We start from the raw sequence: 15427 nt of genomic DNA, 5'->3' as shown, positions 1-15427 counted from the left end.
CGCCCTTCGACATCGCGCGCCTCCGCCCCCTGCGTGGCCGAGGCCAGTTCCTTGTTGACCGGTCAGCGCGTCATCGGGACCGTTCTCCAGCATGATGAGCGCAAGCGTTCTGCCGGCACGAAAGCTATAGTTTGCACGGCGCAACGGAGCCCTGCTTCGCAAAACTTTCTTGCGGTGAATCCGAAACCTGGGTGCCGTCAAAACATGGCTGATCGAACGAGAAACTGAATGAGACTGCGCTTTCCTCGCTGGCGTGACGGCCAAAGACCGATCACCTTGTTTGCAGTTCTGACCATGGCGTTCTTCTATGCCATTGTTGTTCTGCGAAATGAATGGGGACCTGCCACTGCAGGTTGTGGCGTGGTTGTTTTCGCGGTCTCGGCCTTGCTGTCGTGGAGAAGCTGGCTTGTGGCCCAAGAGGAGGTGGAGATCACCACCAACAGAACACTGGTCATTCACAGGCGGGGTTGGTCTGGAAAATCAACAAAGTCGACGTACGCGCTCGATGACTTTGGCGCCATTCGTTCCTACCTGACAGCGGGTGCTCGCCGCATCAACCGGCTTGAGCTCGTGACGCTTTCAGGCCGTGAGGCCCTTCTGCTTGCCTCGCGCATACCTGCGGCCGAGGCAGGCTTTTGGCGCGTTACCGCTGAAAATTTGGAGAATCCCGAACTACTGAAGCTTCGAACCGAACTGGGAAGCAGATGGGGCTTTGTGGACCATGGATTTCAAGGACCGAAGTGGGTGGGAGCCATCATCAAAGGAAGCGAATAGCGTTCGCTCCACCTGCCCGAAATCACGCGTCGCGCCACGCCGGCTTCATATCTCGCCCAAAAACTGCCTCAGCAAGTCCGTGACGGCATTGGGGCGCTCCAGGGACGGCAGATGCGCCACGCCGTGCAACGCGATCCCCTCCGCATTCGGTATCTGGTCTGCGGCCCTCTGGGCGCGCTGCTGAACGTGGGGAAAATCCAGGTCACCCCAGACCACCCAGGCAGGCAACCGGATCTCCGCGAGCCGGCCGTACACCGGCACGTTGTCTGTCTCCCCGCCCCGGAGCCTGTTCGCGATGGCGATCGCATTCATCGCCAGGAACAGCTTTCGCGCGTCGCCCCCCACCCGAAGTTCGGGCGACAGGGGGCCGTCCAGCCAGAGGCGTGCCTTGATGTGGTTCAGTGCCTCCCAGTCCTGCGCCTGCTCCGCGAGTTGCTGCGCTCGCAGCAGGCTTTCGATCTCGGGGGGATACGCCGGCGCCGGGGCGCCGCTGAGCGAGGGGGCGATCAGAAAGAGGCCCCGCACCCTGGAGGGATGGCTCAACGCCATCTCCAGCGCGATGCGGCCGCCCTGGGAACAGGCCACCACGACGGCCGGTTCCGTCACGCCCAGGCCCTCCAGAACGGCCAGCCCATCCGCCATCGATGACGAATCGGCCGTGCGCAGGGGCGAGTCACCGAATCCGGGGCGGTCATAGGCCATCACCCGGCAGGTGCCGGCCAGTGCGCCCATCTGGGCCGCCCACATGCGCCTGTCGCACACCGCGGCGTGGAGGAACACGACGGGCAGGCCTTGCCCCATGGCCTGCACCGACAGCAGCGATCCCTGCGACGGGAGGGTCCTCGTTTCTGTCATCGCGCGCTCCAGGTGATCGCATGGCGTTGGAATGGACTGCCTTGGGTGGTGGCATCTCCGGCGGCGGCTGTGCGCATTGTCATCGTTGCGTGATCGTCAGGACGGCAATGGCGCCCCACCCAGGCGCTCGGCCAGAAAGTCGATGAAGCTGCGCAGCTTGAGCGGCATCTGTCGCCGGCTGGCATACACCGCATACAGCGTGCCCACGAACTCCGTATCGCCCGGCAACTGCACCAGCCGACCGCTGGCCAGGTCGTCGTCCACCAGCCATGCGGGCAGGAAGGCCGCGCCCATGCCGGCCACCACGGCGTGGTAGCTCAGGGTGCTGTCGCTGGACTTCATCACGGCGTCGATGTGCCGGTGCATGCCTTCCTGCAGGGCATTCTTGAGGCGCTCGAGCTGCACGTAGTTGGGCATGACCATCGGGATGGGCCGGGGCGCACCGCCCGAATCAACGCCCCCGTCGGGGCCGGGCTGGAAGCCGGGCGCCGCGACCAGATGGAACGCCATCTGGCACAGGGGCCGCGCGATCAGCTGGGGCGCGGGCTCGGCGGTCATGCGCAGCGCCACGTCGAACCCCTCCGAGACGAGGTCCACCATGCGGTTGTCCAGGTGCAGGTCCAGCCGCACCTCGGGGCATGCCCGGCGATAGTCGGCCAGCAGCCGGGCAAAGCGCGGAGTGGCACACCACACCGGGGCGCTGATGCGCAACTCGCCCCGCGGCCGGTTCTGCCCGTGGCCCACCGAGGCCGCGGCGGCGTCGAGCAGTTCCAGCGCCTGCCGGCCCTGCTCGTAGAACGCCGTGCCGGCCTCCGTCAGGCTCATGCTGCGGCTCGTGCGGTGCAGCAGGCGCGCGCCCAGCGTGCGTTCCAGCCGGGCGATGTGCTTGCTCACCATGGGCGGCGCCATGCCCAGGCGGTCCGCGGCAGCACTGAAGCTGCCGGCTTCGACGATCGCCTGGAACACGCGCAGGCCGGTCAGTTCCAGGTCTGCAGGGTTCATGGTTGCCAAAGAAGGAAAGGATGCCATCACTCTAACGCCATCGATTTCCTTTGGGGGAAATCTTAAATTGCGTCCAGTCCCATTCCCTTTCATCGCCACGCGCTGTGGCCCCTTTGGAGAACCGCCATGCCCGCCACCCTGTATTCGCCCACCGCCGCCACCCCGTTCGCGGGCCGGGCGCTGCGCATCGGCCTCTGGATCGCCCAGGTGCTGGTCGCCGCGGTGTTCTGCGCCTCGGGCGTCGTGAAGCTGACCACGCCCATTCCCGAACTGAGCGCGATGATGCCGTGGACGGGGCAGTACCCCGTCGCCTTCGTGCGGGCCATCGGGCTGATCGACATCGCGGGCGGCCTGGGCATCCTGCTGCCCGCGCTGACGCGCATCCTGCCCCGGCTGACCGTGCTGGCGGCCCTGTGCTGCGTGGTGCTGCAGGGGCTCGCCATCGCCTTTCACCTGAGCCGGGGTGAGGCGATGGTGGTGCCGCTCAACCTCGTGCTGCTGGCGCTGTGCACCTTCGTGCTGTGGGGCCGCGCCCGGCGCGCGCCGATCCGCCCGCGCGGCGCCTGACACCCTCGCTGGCGCCTTTCGCCCTCAACCGCACCACCCACCCCCACGGACCACCGCCATGCACCCGCCCTCCTCCCCCCTGCCCACCTATTTCCTGTCGCACGGCGGCGGCCCCTGGCCGTACGTGCCCGAGATGCGCCGCACCATGCGCGCGCTCGAGCAATCGCTGCAGGACATCCCGCGCCAGATCGCCACCCGCCCGCAGGCCGTGCTGGTGGTGTCCGGCCACTGGGAGGACGAGGCCTTCGCCGTGATGTCCAGCCCCCGGCCGCCGATGGTGTACGACTACTACGGCTTTCCGCCCCACACCTACGAGGTGCGCTACCCGGCGCCGGGCGCGCCCGCCCTGGCGCAGCGGATCGCGGCCCTCATCGGGGCCGCGGGCCTGCCCAGCCGGCTCGATGCGGAGCGGGGCTTCGACCACGGCACCTTCGCGCCGCTGCAGGTGATGTATCCGGCCGCCGACGTGCCGGTGATCCAGGTGTCGCTGCAGCGCGATCTGGACCCGGCCCAGCACCTGGCGCTCGGCCGCGCGCTGGCGCCGCTGCGCCATGAAGGCGTGCTGATCGTCGGCAGCGGGCTGAGCTACCACAACCTGCGCCGCTTCGGCGAGGCCGGCCGGGCGCCTTCGGTGGCGTTCGACCAATGGCTGCAGGACGCGTTGGTGCACACGGATCCGGACGACCGGCCCGCGCGGCTGATGGGCTGGGAGAGCGCGCCAGCGGCCCGCATCGCCCACCCGCGCGAGGACCACCTGATTCCGCTCATGGTCGCGGCCGGCGCGGCCGAGGCCGAACGGGCCGACTGCGTTTACCACGAGGAAGGCGTGTACGGCGGCGTGACGGCATCGAGCTTTCGCTTCGGCGCCGGCGCGGCGCACTGAAACGCCCCGCAACGCCTGGCCCGGGCGCTTCGGGCATCATGGGCAGCCTCTTTCACTGCACGCCGCCGCGCCACGCCATGAAGCCCCTTCCCGCCCCTGCACGCCTGTCCCCGCTCTTCGTGGCGGCCACCCTGATCCTGGGCGCCGGCGCGGCCACGGCCCAGACGGCCCCGGCCGCAGCGCCCACGGCGGTATCCCCCGCCGCTGCCCCCGCCCAGACCGTGCGCCTGCGCGGCACCATCGAAGCCGCCACGCCCACGTCGCTCACCGTCAAGGAACGCGGCGGGCAGACGGTCACGCTGGCGCTTTCGCCCACGCTGGTGGTGCAGGAGGTCTATCCGATCGCACTGGCGGACATCCAGCCGGGCAGCTTCATCGGCACGGCCGCGCTGCCCCAGGCGGACGGCACCCAGCGCGCCATCGCCGTCACGGTGTTCCCCGAATCCGCGCGCGGGGCCGGCGAGGGCCACCGCCCGTTCGACCTGCAGCCCCAGAGCACCATGACCAACGCCACCGTGGCCGACGTGGCAGGCGTGTCCGATGCCGCCGGCGGGGCCGCCAAGGGCCGCACGCTGAAGCTCACCTACCAGGGTGGCGAGAAGACCGTCATCGTGCCGCCCGGCGCGCCGGTGGTGACCTTCCGCGGCGGCGACCGCAGCCTGCTGGTGCCGGGCGCCAGCGTGTCGCTCACCGCGCAGGAGGTGAACGGCACCCCCACGGCCACGCGCATCAACGCCGGGCGCAACGGCTTCGCGCTGCCTTACTGAGCCACGGTCTGGGGGGTGGCCTTCGTGGTGGCCTGAACGCCGGACGGTCCCGCCTGGGCCGATGCCGGCAGGCCGAAGATGCGGTCGAAGCCCCAGTTGAAGACGAAGGTGTAGCAAAGAAAGAAGGCGATCAGCCCCAGGTCCATCACGAAGGCCTGCCACAGGCTGACCTTGAACCACCAGGCGAACAGCGGCACCAGGGTGAAGACCAGGCCGCCCTCGAACCCGATGGCATGGGCGATGCGGCGCGCCGTGCTGCGCCCGCGCACCGGCTGGCGCGCCTCCCAGCGCTCGAACGCCCAGTTGAACACGAGGTTCCACACCACCGCGATGGCCGAGGCCGCCACGGCGACCACGCCCGAATGCCCCGGCCCCTGCCCCGTGAGCCAAGCCAGCGCCGCCGTGGCGGCCACGATGGCGATCAGCTCGTACAGGGTGACGTAGAGAACGCGGCGCGGCAGGCCTTGCAGGCCGGTGGGGCGGTGGGTAGCGGGGGCGGTGTGCGTGGACATGGGGCCACTGTATGTGTGCCAGGCTGATACATAAAGTCAGCTTGTTTCAGTTTTATTGATAGATACTCCGGCCCCATGGCGTTCTCTTCCGACAGCGTGCAGGTGTTTCTGGCCGTGCTGGACCAGGGCTCGTTCTCGGCCGCGGCGCGGGCGCTGTCGCGCGTGCCCTCGGCCGTGAGCATGACCATCGCCCACCTTGAAGCCGAGCTGGCCGTGCCGCTGTTCGACCGCACCGGCCGCGAGCCCCGCCCCACCGCCGCGGCCCGCGCGCTGGAGCCCCAGGCGCGGCTGCTGGCGGCGCAGCTCAAGCAGTTGAATGCGCAGGCGCTGGCGCTCACCCAGGGGCTGGAGGAGCGCCTGACCCTGGCCATCGCGCCCGAGCTGCTGGCCGCCCACTGGCGCAGCCCGCTGGCGGCCCTGGCCGAGGAGCACCCGCTGCTGCAGGTCGAGGTGCTGGCCGCGCCGCAGGCCGATGCGCTGGCGCTGCTGCACGCCGGGCGCGCGCAGCTGGCGCTGGTGTTCGAGCGGCCCAGCATGGACGGGCGCGAGGGCTTTCAGGAGGTGGGCAGCGAAACCCTGGTCGCCGTGATGGCGCCGGGCCACCCCGTGCTGGCCGCCGCGCAGGCCGCGGCCGCGGAGCGCGGCGAGCCCCCCGCCGCCGCCCTGCTGCGCGAGGAGCACCTGACCACCACGCGCCAGATCGTCGTGGCCAGCCGCGATCTGGCGCAGACCGATCCACGCTTCGTGTTCGCGCGCCACCACTGGCGCACCGACAACCACCTGGCCGCGCTGGGCCTGATCGAGGCGGGCCTGGGCTGGGGCTGGCAGCCGCGCGCGCTGGTGCAGCCGCGCATCGCGGCGGGCTCGCTGGTGGAGATGCCGTTCGAGAACCTGAGCAACGGCGTCGCGCTGTGGGTGGACGTGGTGTGGTCCAAGGAGCGCCCGCTGGGCCTGGGCGCGCGGCGCTTCGTGGAACTGATCGACGGGCAGGCCGCGCGGCCTTTGAGCCAAAACCGGCCCTAGCGCATATTCCACTAGGGCATATTGCTATTTATTTAATAGCACAACACTCCGAGGTACCGGCTACAGCTGCACGCTCGCGGTGCCGATGCCGTCGAACGCCACCTCCACCGCATCGCCCAGGCGGGCGTTCAGCCGACCGGCCCAGTTGCCGGTGGTGACCACCGTGCCGGCCGGCAGGGTGCCGAAGTGCTGCGTGGCATGGCGCAGCCACGCGGCCAGCAGCCAGGCGGGATCGCCCAGCGAATGCGTGCCCTGGCGCTCCACCGCGTCCTGGCCCGTGATGCGCACCGTGCAGCGCTGCTGCGCCCAGTCGGGCGGCGCACCGGCGTCGAAAGGCACCCAGTCGCCCAGCACCAGCGCGCCGTGTGACTGCTGGTCGGCCAGCGTGAGCAGGCCGGCCACCGCGCCGTCCTGGGCCCAGCGCGTTTCCACGATCTCGATCGACACGGCCATCGCGTCGACCAGGTGCGCGCCCTCGCCGTCGGCCAGCCGGGCCGCAGTCGCGGCATCCACCGCCTGGCCCAGCCGCAGGGCGATCTCGGCCTCGATGCCGCGCAGCGCGAACGGCCAGGCCTGCGCCTGGGCCGGATGGGCCCACACGCCCGCTTCGGGCAGCGGGGCGTGGGTGAGCACGGTCGCCCGGTCCGCGCCGCCGGACTTCCAGTACCGGGGCACGCCGGTGGACCACCAGCCCAGCGCCTGCGCCACGGCGCCCTGCACGGCATAGGCGGCATCGGCGTCCGGCAGGGCCGCCGCCAGCGGCTGCGCGTCGGCAGGCACGGCGGTGGCGCGGGCCTGCAGCAGGGCCTGGGCGACCGCGGCAACCCCGGCAACCGGAGGGGAGGAATCGGCGGAATTCACGGCGGGATCGACGGACATGGAAGGGCTTTCTCGTTCAGGGCTCGGGCGATGATTGTGCGGCCCGCGCGACACTACGGACTTTCCCACCCCACCAGGACCCGCCATGGCCGCCAAAGCCCCCGCCCCCGCTCCCCTGACCCCCGACGAGATCGCCCGGCGCCTGGCGCCATGGCAGCCCGGGCCGGCCCACGCGGAGCCGGCCGGCAAGGCCGCCAAGGCCGAGGCCAAGGCAGCGGCGAAAGACGGCCCCCCGCCCGCCCTGGACCTGGCCCGCTTCGACCCCGCGGCCAAGCCCTTCTCCCAGGGCGACAAGGCCAGTGACAAGGCGCGCGTCGAGGCCCTGGCCCTCGAACTGGACACCCTGCAGGACCTGCTGTACGCCGACAAGCGCTACAAGCTCCTGGTGATCCTGCAAGGCACCGACACCTCCGGCAAGGACGGCACGGTGCGCGGGGTGTTCGGCCGCATGAGCGCGCTGGGCGTGCACGCCGTGGGCTGGAAGGCGCCCACCGACACCGAGCGCGCCCACGACTACCTCTGGCGCATCCACCAGCAGGTGCCCGGCGCGGGCGAGCTGACCGTGTTCAACCGCAGCCACTACGAAGACGTGCTGGTGCCCGTGGTGAACGGCTGGATCACGCCCGAGCAGCACCGCCAGCGGCTGGCGCACATCAACGACTTCGAACGCCTGCTGACCGAAACCGGCACCGTGGTGGTGAAGTTCATGCTGCACATCAGCCGGGACGAGCAGCGCAAGCGCCTGCAGGAGCGCCTGGACGACCCGGCCAAGCACTGGAAATTCGACCTGGGCGACATCGCCGCGCGCAAGCAGTGGGACGACTACCAGCGCGCCTACGCCACCCTGCTGGCCGCCACGCACACGCCGTGGGCGCCCTGGACCATCGTGCCCGCCGACTCCAAGACCCACCGCAACCTCATGATCGCCACCGTGCTGCGCGAGGTGCTGGGCCGGCTCGGCCTGCGCTACCCCGAAGGCGATCCCGCGCTGGCGGGCATCCAGGTGGAATGAGCCGCGCGACCGCCCGTCGGCCGGCCCTTGAAAAACGGCGTTGCGACCCGTTGCCCAGGTTATGCATTCGGCGCATAAACCTGTAACACTCCGGCCTTGGACAGTTGCCGGGGGCAGGCATAAGCTCCGTCGTCTGAACTGATCCCTCCTTCAAGGAAACCCCCTCATGTCGAACACCAACGGCACCCGCACCCAGCACGAACTGCCCTCCTACCTCCAGGCCGACGACCTCGGCCCGTGGGGCAACTACCTGCAGCAGGTGGACCGCGTCACGCCCTACCTGGGCAACCTGGCGCGCTGGGTGGAAACGCTCAAGCGCCCCAAGCGCATCCTGATCGTGGACGTGCCGATCGAGCTGGACAACGGCACCATCGCCCACTTCGAGGGCTACCGCGTGCAGCACAACCTGAGCCGCGGTCCCGGCAAGGGCGGCGTGCGCTTCCACCAGGACGTCACGCTGTCCGAAGTGATGGCCCTGTCGGCCTGGATGTCGGTCAAGAACGCGGCCGTGAACGTGCCCTACGGCGGTGCCAAGGGCGGCATCCGCGTCGATCCCAAGAAGCTGTCGCGCGGCGAGCTGGAGCGCCTGACGCGCCGCTACACCAGCGAGATCGGCCTGCTCATCGGCCCTTCCAAGGACATCCCCGCCCCTGACGTGAACACCAACGGCCAGGTCATGGCCTGGATGATGGACACGTACTCCATGAACACCGGCGCCACCGCCACGGGCGTGGTCACCGGCAAGCCGGTGGACCTGGGCGGCTCGCTCGGGCGCGTCGAGGCCACCGGCCGCGGCGTGTTCACCGTGGGCGTGGAAGCCGCCAAGCTGACGGGCCTGCCGCTGGAAGGCGCACGCATCGCGGTGCAGGGCTTCGGCAACGTGGGCGGCATCGCCGGCAAGCTGTTCGCCGAAGCGGGCGCCAAGGTGGTGGCCGTGCAGGACCACACCGGCACCATCTTCCAGCAGGGCGGCCTGGACGTGCCCGCCCTGCTGGAGCACGTCAAGAAGACGGGCGGCGTGGGCGGCTTCGGCGGCGCCGATGCGATCGCCAAGGAAGACTTCTGGGGCGTGGACTGCGAGATCCTCATCCCCGCCGCGCTGGAAGGCCAGATCACCAAGCACAACGCCGGCCAGATCAAGGCCAAGCTCGTGATCGAGGGCGCCAACGGCCCCACGACCACCGAGGCCGACGACATCCTGCACGACAAGGGCGTGCTGGTGCTGCCCGACGTGATCGCCAACGCCGGCGGCGTGACGGTGAGCTACTTCGAATGGGTGCAGGATTTCTCCAGCTTCTTCTGGAGCGAAGACGAGATCAACGCCCGCCTCGTGCGCATCATGCAGGAGGCCTTCGCCGGCATCTGGCACGTGGCGCAGGAACACAAGGTGAGCCTGCGCACGGCCACCTTCATCGTGGCGTGCCAGCGCATCCTGCACGCCCGCGAAATGCGCGGTCTGTACCCCTGATCCGCCTTGGCCCGAGGAGGGTCCGCCGGCCTACCCGGCCGGCGCCCTTCCCTGGAATGGACCGCCAGCGCCCCACCGGGCCTGGCGGTTTTTTTATGCCCGTACGCCGTCAGGGCGGCGGGCCGGAGCCCTGCGGCGCATCGCCCGCCGGCCGCGCCGCGCCGGCCTCGAACACCCGCAGCGCCACGCAAAACGGCTGCACGCAGGGCGCCCGGCCCGCGTAGGGGCAGCCCGCCGTGTCGCACGCCTCGCCCTGCCCGCTGCGCCCGGCCTCGTCGTCCTCCGGGCGCCAGCCGCTGGCCTGCAGCGCGGCCATCTGCAGCCAGGGATCGGAGCGCTGCAGGGCCAGCATGTCCCGCCCGTACACCACGGCCGCCGCCTGGGCGTGCGGCGCCAGGTCCAGGGCCAGCAGGGCGCTGGTGCGGCTGGCCGCCGCGCCCTCGCCCGACTGCAGCACCAGCGCGAACAGCCCCGACTGCAGCGCCTGCGGGCGGCCCGCGAAGACGAGCGGCGGCGAGGCTTCGCCGGGCACCGCCGGGCCGGCACCCGCCGACGCGGGCGACCCCCCTGCCGCGCCCACCGACGGCTGCTGCTGCAGCCATGCCGCTGGCACCCGCAGCGTGAGGGCGTAGCCGCGCGGGCCATCGGCCGTTTCCACCACGCCCTGGCGCGCCAGCCAGGTCTGCAGGGGCGGCAGATCGTCCGCCGCACCCTGCGCCAGGGCCGCGGGCCACGGCTGCGCCACGGCCACCTGCTGGGGCCGCCCCGTGGGTGCCGTGAGTTGCTGCAGCAGCGCGCCGAGCATCTGGCGCAACGGGGCGCCGACGCCGCTGGTGGGCCAGGGCAGGCCCTGCACGGCGGCCGCGCCCGGTGCCGGTGCGGCACCGGAAAGCCCAGCGGCGGGCGCTGCCGTGGCGGGAGCGCCCGGCCCCGGGACGGCCACACGGGCGGCGGATGCCGCGCCCGCCGGCCCGGTCGCCGCGCCCTCCAGGCTCTGGCGGGCCTGCGGAGAAATGCTGACGCGGTCGGCCGGCGCGGGCAGGGGCGGGCGCTGCGCCGTGGGGGGCAGGGGCAACGCGCCGGGCACCGGGGTGCCGCCATCGGCACCGCCCGCCGCGGGCACCCCCGAGGCATCGACGCCGAGCAGGGTGTTCTGCCGCTGCAGCGCCGCTTCGGCCAGCACGCGCGCCACCGGGGCGAGCGGCGCGCGGGGCGGATCGATGGAGGCGGACATGGCGTGGAGCGGGGTGAGGGGTGGGGGTTCGGCCGGCGGTGGGGCGGTGCGTTCGCGGAACTGTGCACCGATTCTGGCGGTTCGCCAACCCGCCTTCGCCGTGCAGGTTGGTATAACGGAACGCATCCCCGCACCGGATCGTTCACCCGCCCCCGGAAGCCGCCGCGACGGCCCGGCCCCCCGGCCCTTCTCGGCCGCCCCGCTTGACCCATGCCCTCCATGCCCCCCGACCTCGACGACCTGCAGTTGCGCCCCCTCACCCCCGACGACGCCGCGCCGTTCGCCGCCCTGCGGCTGCGCGGGCTGCGCGAATGCCCGCAGGCGTTTTCGTCCAGCTACGAGGAAGAGGCCGCCACGCCCCTAGCCGACTTCGAACGCCGCCTGCAGCCCCAGCCCGGCCGGGCCGTGCTGGGCGCCTTCGACGGCGGCACGCTCGTCGCCACCGTGGGCATCAAGCGCGAAGACATGCGCCAGTTGTCGCACAAGGCGTTCCTGTGGGGCATGTATGTCGCGCCCGAGGCGCGCCGGCAGGCCGTGGGCCGGCGCCTGCTGCGCTTCGCCCTGCAATACGCCGCCGCGCCGCTGGGCGTTCGCCAGGTCAACCTCGGCGTCACCGCATCAAATGCGGCGGCCGTAGCGCTTTACCAGGACGCGGGTTTCGTGGCGTATGGCGTCGAGCGCGATTACCTGTGCGTCGATGGCCGGTACCACGACGAAAGCCTGATGGCGTGCCGACTGCGCACGACCTGACTCAACTCGTGATAGTAAAAACCGACGGCCCACTTTGAATCCTGGCTATGGATCAAATCTCACTGGACAGGGATTTAGTTAAGAAATTCTTTTAATGATCTGGTATCGGTCCGGACTCTGTCCAAAACCGGTGCTGTAATAGCACTTACTATTGGCTGTGGAATCAGGCTGGCTAGAGATTCGCCAATTGGAAGGAATGGAGAATGTCGTGTAACAAATTGCCACCTCACTTCCAATTGGCAAATCGGCGATATAGGTCCAACTGAAATAGAGTTGACTGCCGGGGCATCCCCCCTTGCTATGTCCTGTAACTACCCATCCAGTTGAAGGGGGGCTCCCCGTTTCGCTGCACCCACTTTGAGTTACTGGTTGCGGCGGAGGCGGAGGGGCGACAGGGCCGCCATCAAAAGTCACACTCACTGAGTTTTGCAACTCGAAATTAGTCCCGTCATCACGAATGAAGTATGCGCGAACAGTGTGTGTCCGATTGTCGAGGTATTCCGAAGGAAACGATATTTCCCCCGCAAACCCGTGAAGCCCACTATCGCCACAGATTGACTGTACGGCAGTTTCACGTTGTATTCCAGATGGTAGTGCGCCTAAAAATTTACCATCATCTCGCCATAAGTGGATCCATCCTGCATAACCGGGAGTTGCTGGGTCGCAAGCCCATCCGTCATATGAAGTTTTGCTCGTTGCTCCAAAATAACCGGCCGCGTATGCGCTATTAGCTCCGACGAAAGCGCTCACACACACCAAACCAGACAACACCACACTTTTCAAACGCATTCTCAATCTCCTTTGCAACAAAAGCGTTTGAATGTACAGAGCAAAACTCACGTGACGGAATGTAATAAGCAATCACAATTTAAATACCGATTGGCGGTCTAAACCCGAAGTGCAACACCTGAACCTCAGGTAACTTGCACAGATGACTTCGCGATACACGCACCTGCAGCCCGAAGAACGCCTGACGCTGGCCTCGCTGGTCCAGCAAGGATGGAGCGGGCGATTCATCGCTCGCCTGCTCGGGCGCAGCCCCGGCACCGTGTACCGTGAGCTGGTACGCAACAGCACCCCTGGCGACGGCTATGCCTTGCGGTCCGCCCAGGCTGCCTGCCAAGCTCGCCGCGATGCAGCGCGTCCTGCCCCCAAGCTGCACCCGCACAGTCGCCTGCTCGCGCAGGCCACAGGCGTGCGCGTGTACTTCTGCGATCCACACAGCCCATGGCAGCGCGGCAGCTGCGAGAACACCAACGGGCTTTTGCGCCAGTTCCTGCCCAAGGGCACTGACCTGGGCATCCACGATCAGGCTGCGCTCGACTCCATTGCCGACCTCATGAACAACCGTCCTCGCCAGACCCTGGAGTGGCGCTCTCCCTATCAGGCGCTCCAGCAGTTCATGCAGGCATTGCTCAGCAGCAGGACGCTACCATTCACTGAGACGGCAAATCCATCTCAATCGAGGTGTTGCACTTCAGGTTTGAGACCGCCCCTTGAAGCTTCTACGGGTGGAGCTCCAAGCGCGAAGACACGCGCCAGTTAAGTCGTTTCTGTAGGGCGTTGTTCCGAGCGGGTCGGCGCCGATGCCGGGGCGGCGGCTGCAGTGGCAGTGGCAGTGGCGACTGCGGCTTTCCGGCTTTTCTTCAGCACCTTCGCGTGCGCCGCGCTGGCCCCCGCCAGCTCCTGCGGGCTCAGGCCGAACGCCGGGTTGTCCGCCAGCATGTCCACCGCCAGGTCGATGAAGGCGCGCACCCGCGCCGGCTGGGCCGCACGGCTGCCGTAGTAGACGTACAGGCCCAGGTGGTGCGCGACCACATCGGTCAGCACCGGCACCAGCCGGCCGCTGCGCACCAGCGGCGCGGCGGTGGTGCCCACCAGCTGTCCGATCGCGTGGCCGCCCAGCACGGCGCGCGCCTCCAGCTCGATGTCGTTGACGCAGAACGCCGGCGCGACGGCATGGGCCACGATCTCTTCGCCCACGCGGAACTCCCACGGCATGGGCTTGCCCGTGGCGGGGTGGCGAAAACCGCTGCAGCGGTGCCCGGCCAGGTCTTCGATGCGCAACGGCACGCCATGGCGCGCCAGGTACTCCGGCGTGGCGCACACCACCAGCTGCAGCGCCATCAGGCGCCGCGCGACCACCCCGCCCTCGGGCGGGTAGCCGGAGCGAAAGCCCACGTCCACCCGGTCCTCCACCCAGTTGCCGATGCGGTCGTCCAGCTGCACATCGGGCTCCACCTGCGGATAGCGGCGGCAGAACGCGTCCACCACGGGCCAGATGACCTCCAGCATCATCGACCGCGGCGCGGTGATGCGCAGCGGCCCGGCGATCTCCTCACGCCCGCGCCGCGCGCCGTGCACCGCCCGCTGCAGGGTGGCCAGCCCGGGCTGCGCGGCATCGAGAAACCGGCGGCCCTCCTCCGTCAGGCTGAGGCTGCGCGTGGTGCGGTGGAACAGCCGCACGCCCAGGTGCGCCTCCAGCTGCGCCAGCGCCAGGCTGGCCGCCTGCGGCGTGACGCCCTGTGCCGAGGCGGCCTGGCGCAGGCTGCCGAGTTCGGCGGCTTTCGCGAAGGTGGCGATGGCCCGCAGTTCGTTGATGGCCATGGCATTCCCCCTTGATTGACCGTCGATTGACAAGTATTGCTTGCGTATGAATCGAGGGATTATGGGCTAGTGCAATGGCAATGGTGTGCCTAAAGTCCCACCCACGGCAGCCGGATCGACCGGCCTGCCAGACCGAGCAGACCGCCAATAGAAACCCGAGGACCTTTCCATGACCGCCACCGCTTCCATTGCCACTTCCGCCTCTGCCTCCGCTTCGTCGTCTTCCCATCCCCGCGTCTGGCTGATCACCGGCGCCTCGCGCGGCATCGGTGCCCGCATCGCAGAGGCCGCGCTGGCCCGGGGCGATGCCGTGGTGGCCACCTCGCGCAGCGCGCAGTCCGTCACCCAGCGGCTGGGCACCCACGACGCACTGCTGGCCGTGTCCCTGGACGTGACCGACGAGGCACAGGCCCGCCAGGCGGTGGGCGCCGCGCTGGAACGCTTCGGCCGGATCGACGTGCTGGTCAACAACGCGGGCTACGGCCTGCTGGGCGCGGTGGAAGAGGCCACCGCCGACGAGGTGCGCAGCCTCTACGACACCAACGTGTTCGGCCTGCTGAACGTGACCCGTGCCGTGCTGCCGACCCTGCGCGCGCAACGCGCCGGCCACGTGATCAACATCTCGTCGCTGGGCGGGGTGCAATCGAGTGCGGGTTTCGGCGTGTATTGCTCGACCAAGTTCGCGGTCGAGGGCCTGACCGAAGCCCTGCATGCCGAGCTGGCACCGCTGGGCATCCACGCCACGGTGGTGGAGCCGGGCTACTTTCGCACCGAATTCCTCGACACGGCGTCGCTGGTGGTCTCGCCCCTCGTCGTGCAGGACTACGCCGCCAGCGCCGGCGCCGTGCGCGAGGCGGCCCGCCGCATCCATCGGAACCAGCCCGGCGACCCCGTGCGCCTGGCCCAGGCCATCCTGCAACTGGTGGACAGCCCCGCGCCGCCCCTGCGACTGCCGCTGGGCACCGACACCCTGCAGGCCATTGCCGACAAGCACGCGTTCGTGCAGGCCGAAACCGCCCAGTGGCGCGCGCTGGCCGCATCCACGGACTTCCCGGCGAACGCGGCCGCATGACCCCGGCGGCGCGGCATCATTT

Annotated in this window: 15 protein-coding genes and 2 pseudogenes; 11 read left to right on the top strand and 6 right to left on the bottom strand. The window is 69.5% G+C overall.

Annotated elements, in window-relative coordinates:
- Positions 1 to 228 precede the first annotated feature (228 nt).
- Complete coding sequence (locus tag R1Z03_RS04350; RefSeq protein WP_317357191.1) at positions 229 to 774, top strand: hypothetical protein; 546 nt, start codon at positions 229 to 231, stop codon at positions 772 to 774.
- Positions 775 to 819: 45 nt separating this feature from the next.
- Here the strand turns inward: R1Z03_RS04350 and R1Z03_RS04345 are convergent, their stop codons facing one another.
- Both R1Z03_RS04345 and R1Z03_RS04340 read right to left on the bottom strand, forming a co-directional pair.
- Positions 820 to 1629, bottom strand: coding sequence for an alpha/beta hydrolase (locus R1Z03_RS04345; protein ID WP_317357189.1), 810 nt, complete (start codon positions 1627 to 1629; stop codon positions 820 to 822).
- Between the two features lie 96 nt (positions 1630 to 1725).
- On the bottom strand, positions 1726 to 2631 hold the full coding sequence (locus R1Z03_RS04340) for a LysR family transcriptional regulator (protein ID WP_317357188.1): 906 nt from the start codon (positions 2629 to 2631) through the stop codon (positions 1726 to 1728).
- A 126-nt stretch (positions 2632 to 2757) separates the two neighbouring features.
- Here R1Z03_RS04340 and R1Z03_RS04335 point away from each other — a divergent pair, with 126 nt between their 5' ends.
- From R1Z03_RS04335 to R1Z03_RS04325, 3 genes are all read left to right on the top strand, one after another.
- The gene (locus R1Z03_RS04335) at positions 2758 to 3198 is read left to right on the top strand and encodes a DoxX family protein (RefSeq protein ID WP_317357187.1); all 441 of its coding nucleotides are present in this window, start codon (positions 2758 to 2760) and stop codon (positions 3196 to 3198) included.
- 58 nt (positions 3199 to 3256) lie between these two features.
- Positions 3257 to 4081, top strand: coding sequence for a class III extradiol ring-cleavage dioxygenase (locus tag R1Z03_RS04330; protein ID WP_317357185.1), 825 nt, complete (start codon positions 3257 to 3259; stop codon positions 4079 to 4081).
- A 77-nt stretch (positions 4082 to 4158) separates the two neighbouring features.
- Positions 4159 to 4848, top strand: a complete 690-nt coding sequence (locus R1Z03_RS04325; protein ID WP_317357183.1) for a hypothetical protein — start codon at positions 4159 to 4161, stop codon at positions 4846 to 4848.
- Here R1Z03_RS04325 and R1Z03_RS04320 read toward each other — a convergent pair.
- Positions 4842 to 5318, bottom strand: coding sequence for a PACE efflux transporter (locus tag R1Z03_RS04320; protein WP_317360236.1), 477 nt, complete (start codon positions 5316 to 5318; stop codon positions 4842 to 4844). The genes R1Z03_RS04325 and R1Z03_RS04320 overlap by 7 nt on opposite strands.
- 117 nt (positions 5319 to 5435) lie before the next feature.
- Between R1Z03_RS04320 and R1Z03_RS04315 the strand changes: the two genes are divergently transcribed.
- Positions 5436 to 6383, top strand: coding sequence for a LysR family transcriptional regulator (locus R1Z03_RS04315; RefSeq protein WP_317357181.1), 948 nt, complete (start codon positions 5436 to 5438; stop codon positions 6381 to 6383).
- A gap of 60 nt (positions 6384 to 6443) precedes the next feature.
- On the opposite strand, the gene R1Z03_RS04310 is transcribed toward R1Z03_RS04315, so the two are convergent.
- On the bottom strand, positions 6444 to 7262 hold the full coding sequence (locus R1Z03_RS04310) for a fumarylacetoacetate hydrolase family protein (RefSeq protein ID WP_284430345.1): 819 nt from the start codon (positions 7260 to 7262) through the stop codon (positions 6444 to 6446).
- Between the two features lie 85 nt (positions 7263 to 7347).
- On the opposite strand from R1Z03_RS04310, the gene R1Z03_RS04305 reads away from it, so the two are divergent.
- On the top strand, positions 7348 to 8274 hold the full coding sequence (locus R1Z03_RS04305; protein ID WP_317357177.1) for a PPK2 family polyphosphate kinase: 927 nt from the start codon (positions 7348 to 7350) through the stop codon (positions 8272 to 8274).
- A 166-nt stretch (positions 8275 to 8440) separates the two neighbouring features.
- The gene (locus tag R1Z03_RS04300; protein ID WP_317357175.1) at positions 8441 to 9742 is read left to right on the top strand and encodes a Glu/Leu/Phe/Val dehydrogenase; all 1302 of its coding nucleotides are present in this window, start codon (positions 8441 to 8443) and stop codon (positions 9740 to 9742) included.
- Between the two features lie 109 nt (positions 9743 to 9851).
- Here the strand turns inward: R1Z03_RS04300 and R1Z03_RS04295 are convergent, their stop codons facing one another.
- Positions 9852 to 10976 (bottom strand): hypothetical protein, encoded by a 1125-nt coding sequence (locus tag R1Z03_RS04295; RefSeq protein WP_317357173.1) that lies wholly within the window; start codon positions 10974 to 10976, stop codon positions 9852 to 9854.
- A gap of 219 nt (positions 10977 to 11195) precedes the next feature.
- On the opposite strand from R1Z03_RS04295, the gene R1Z03_RS04290 reads away from it, so the two are divergent.
- The 3 genes and pseudogenes from R1Z03_RS04290 to R1Z03_RS04280 form a co-directional block, all read left to right on the top strand.
- Positions 11196 to 11726, top strand: a complete 531-nt coding sequence (locus tag R1Z03_RS04290) for a GNAT family N-acetyltransferase (RefSeq protein ID WP_317357171.1) — start codon at positions 11196 to 11198, stop codon at positions 11724 to 11726.
- A 931-nt stretch (positions 11727 to 12657) separates the two neighbouring features.
- Positions 12658 to 12786: pseudogene (locus R1Z03_RS04285) on the top strand (helix-turn-helix domain-containing protein); the annotation flags it as partial.
- A gap of 117 nt (positions 12787 to 12903) precedes the next feature.
- Positions 12904 to 13087: pseudogene (locus R1Z03_RS04280) on the top strand (IS30 family transposase); the annotation flags it as partial.
- A 181-nt stretch (positions 13088 to 13268) separates the two neighbouring features.
- On the opposite strand, the gene R1Z03_RS04275 reads toward R1Z03_RS04280, so the two are convergent.
- Positions 13269 to 14333, bottom strand: a complete 1065-nt coding sequence (locus R1Z03_RS04275; RefSeq protein WP_317357169.1) for a LysR family transcriptional regulator — start codon at positions 14331 to 14333, stop codon at positions 13269 to 13271.
- A 169-nt stretch (positions 14334 to 14502) separates the two neighbouring features.
- Between R1Z03_RS04275 and R1Z03_RS04270 the strand changes: the two genes are divergently transcribed.
- On the top strand, positions 14503 to 15405 hold the full coding sequence (locus tag R1Z03_RS04270) for an oxidoreductase (protein WP_317357167.1): 903 nt from the start codon (positions 14503 to 14505) through the stop codon (positions 15403 to 15405).
- The last annotated feature ends 22 nt before the right edge of the window (positions 15406 to 15427 follow it).

The organism is Acidovorax sp. BLS4 (assembly GCF_032929295.1).
Taxonomy (GTDB): Bacteria; Pseudomonadota; Gammaproteobacteria; order Burkholderiales; family Burkholderiaceae_C; genus Paracidovorax.
Note: the sequence above shows the minus strand (reverse complement) of the source record. Positions and strands in the feature narration are given on the sequence as shown.

Coding starts and splice junctions, on each gene's coding strand:
- R1Z03_RS04350 (WP_317357191.1), top strand. CDS start 229: ATGAGACTGCGCTTTCCTCGCTGGCGTGACGGCCAAAGACCGATCACC.
- R1Z03_RS04345 (WP_317357189.1), bottom strand. CDS start 1,629: ATGACAGAAACGAGGACCCTCCCGTCGCAGGGATCGCTGCTGTCGGTG.
- R1Z03_RS04340 (WP_317357188.1), bottom strand. CDS start 2,631: ATGAACCCTGCAGACCTGGAACTGACCGGCCTGCGCGTGTTCCAGGCG.
- R1Z03_RS04335 (WP_317357187.1), top strand. CDS start 2,758: ATGCCCGCCACCCTGTATTCGCCCACCGCCGCCACCCCGTTCGCGGGC.
- R1Z03_RS04330 (WP_317357185.1), top strand. CDS start 3,257: ATGCACCCGCCCTCCTCCCCCCTGCCCACCTATTTCCTGTCGCACGGC.
- R1Z03_RS04325 (WP_317357183.1), top strand. CDS start 4,159: ATGAAGCCCCTTCCCGCCCCTGCACGCCTGTCCCCGCTCTTCGTGGCG.
- R1Z03_RS04315 (WP_317357181.1), top strand. CDS start 5,436: ATGGCGTTCTCTTCCGACAGCGTGCAGGTGTTTCTGGCCGTGCTGGAC.
- R1Z03_RS04310 (WP_284430345.1), bottom strand. CDS start 7,262: ATGTCCGTCGATCCCGCCGTGAATTCCGCCGATTCCTCCCCTCCGGTT.
- R1Z03_RS04305 (WP_317357177.1), top strand. CDS start 7,348: ATGGCCGCCAAAGCCCCCGCCCCCGCTCCCCTGACCCCCGACGAGATC.
- R1Z03_RS04300 (WP_317357175.1), top strand. CDS start 8,441: ATGTCGAACACCAACGGCACCCGCACCCAGCACGAACTGCCCTCCTAC.
- R1Z03_RS04295 (WP_317357173.1), bottom strand. CDS start 10,976: ATGTCCGCCTCCATCGATCCGCCCCGCGCGCCGCTCGCCCCGGTGGCG.
- R1Z03_RS04290 (WP_317357171.1), top strand. CDS start 11,196: ATGCCCCCCGACCTCGACGACCTGCAGTTGCGCCCCCTCACCCCCGAC.
- R1Z03_RS04275 (WP_317357169.1), bottom strand. CDS start 14,333: ATGGCCATCAACGAACTGCGGGCCATCGCCACCTTCGCGAAAGCCGCC.
- R1Z03_RS04270 (WP_317357167.1), top strand. CDS start 14,503: ATGACCGCCACCGCTTCCATTGCCACTTCCGCCTCTGCCTCCGCTTCG.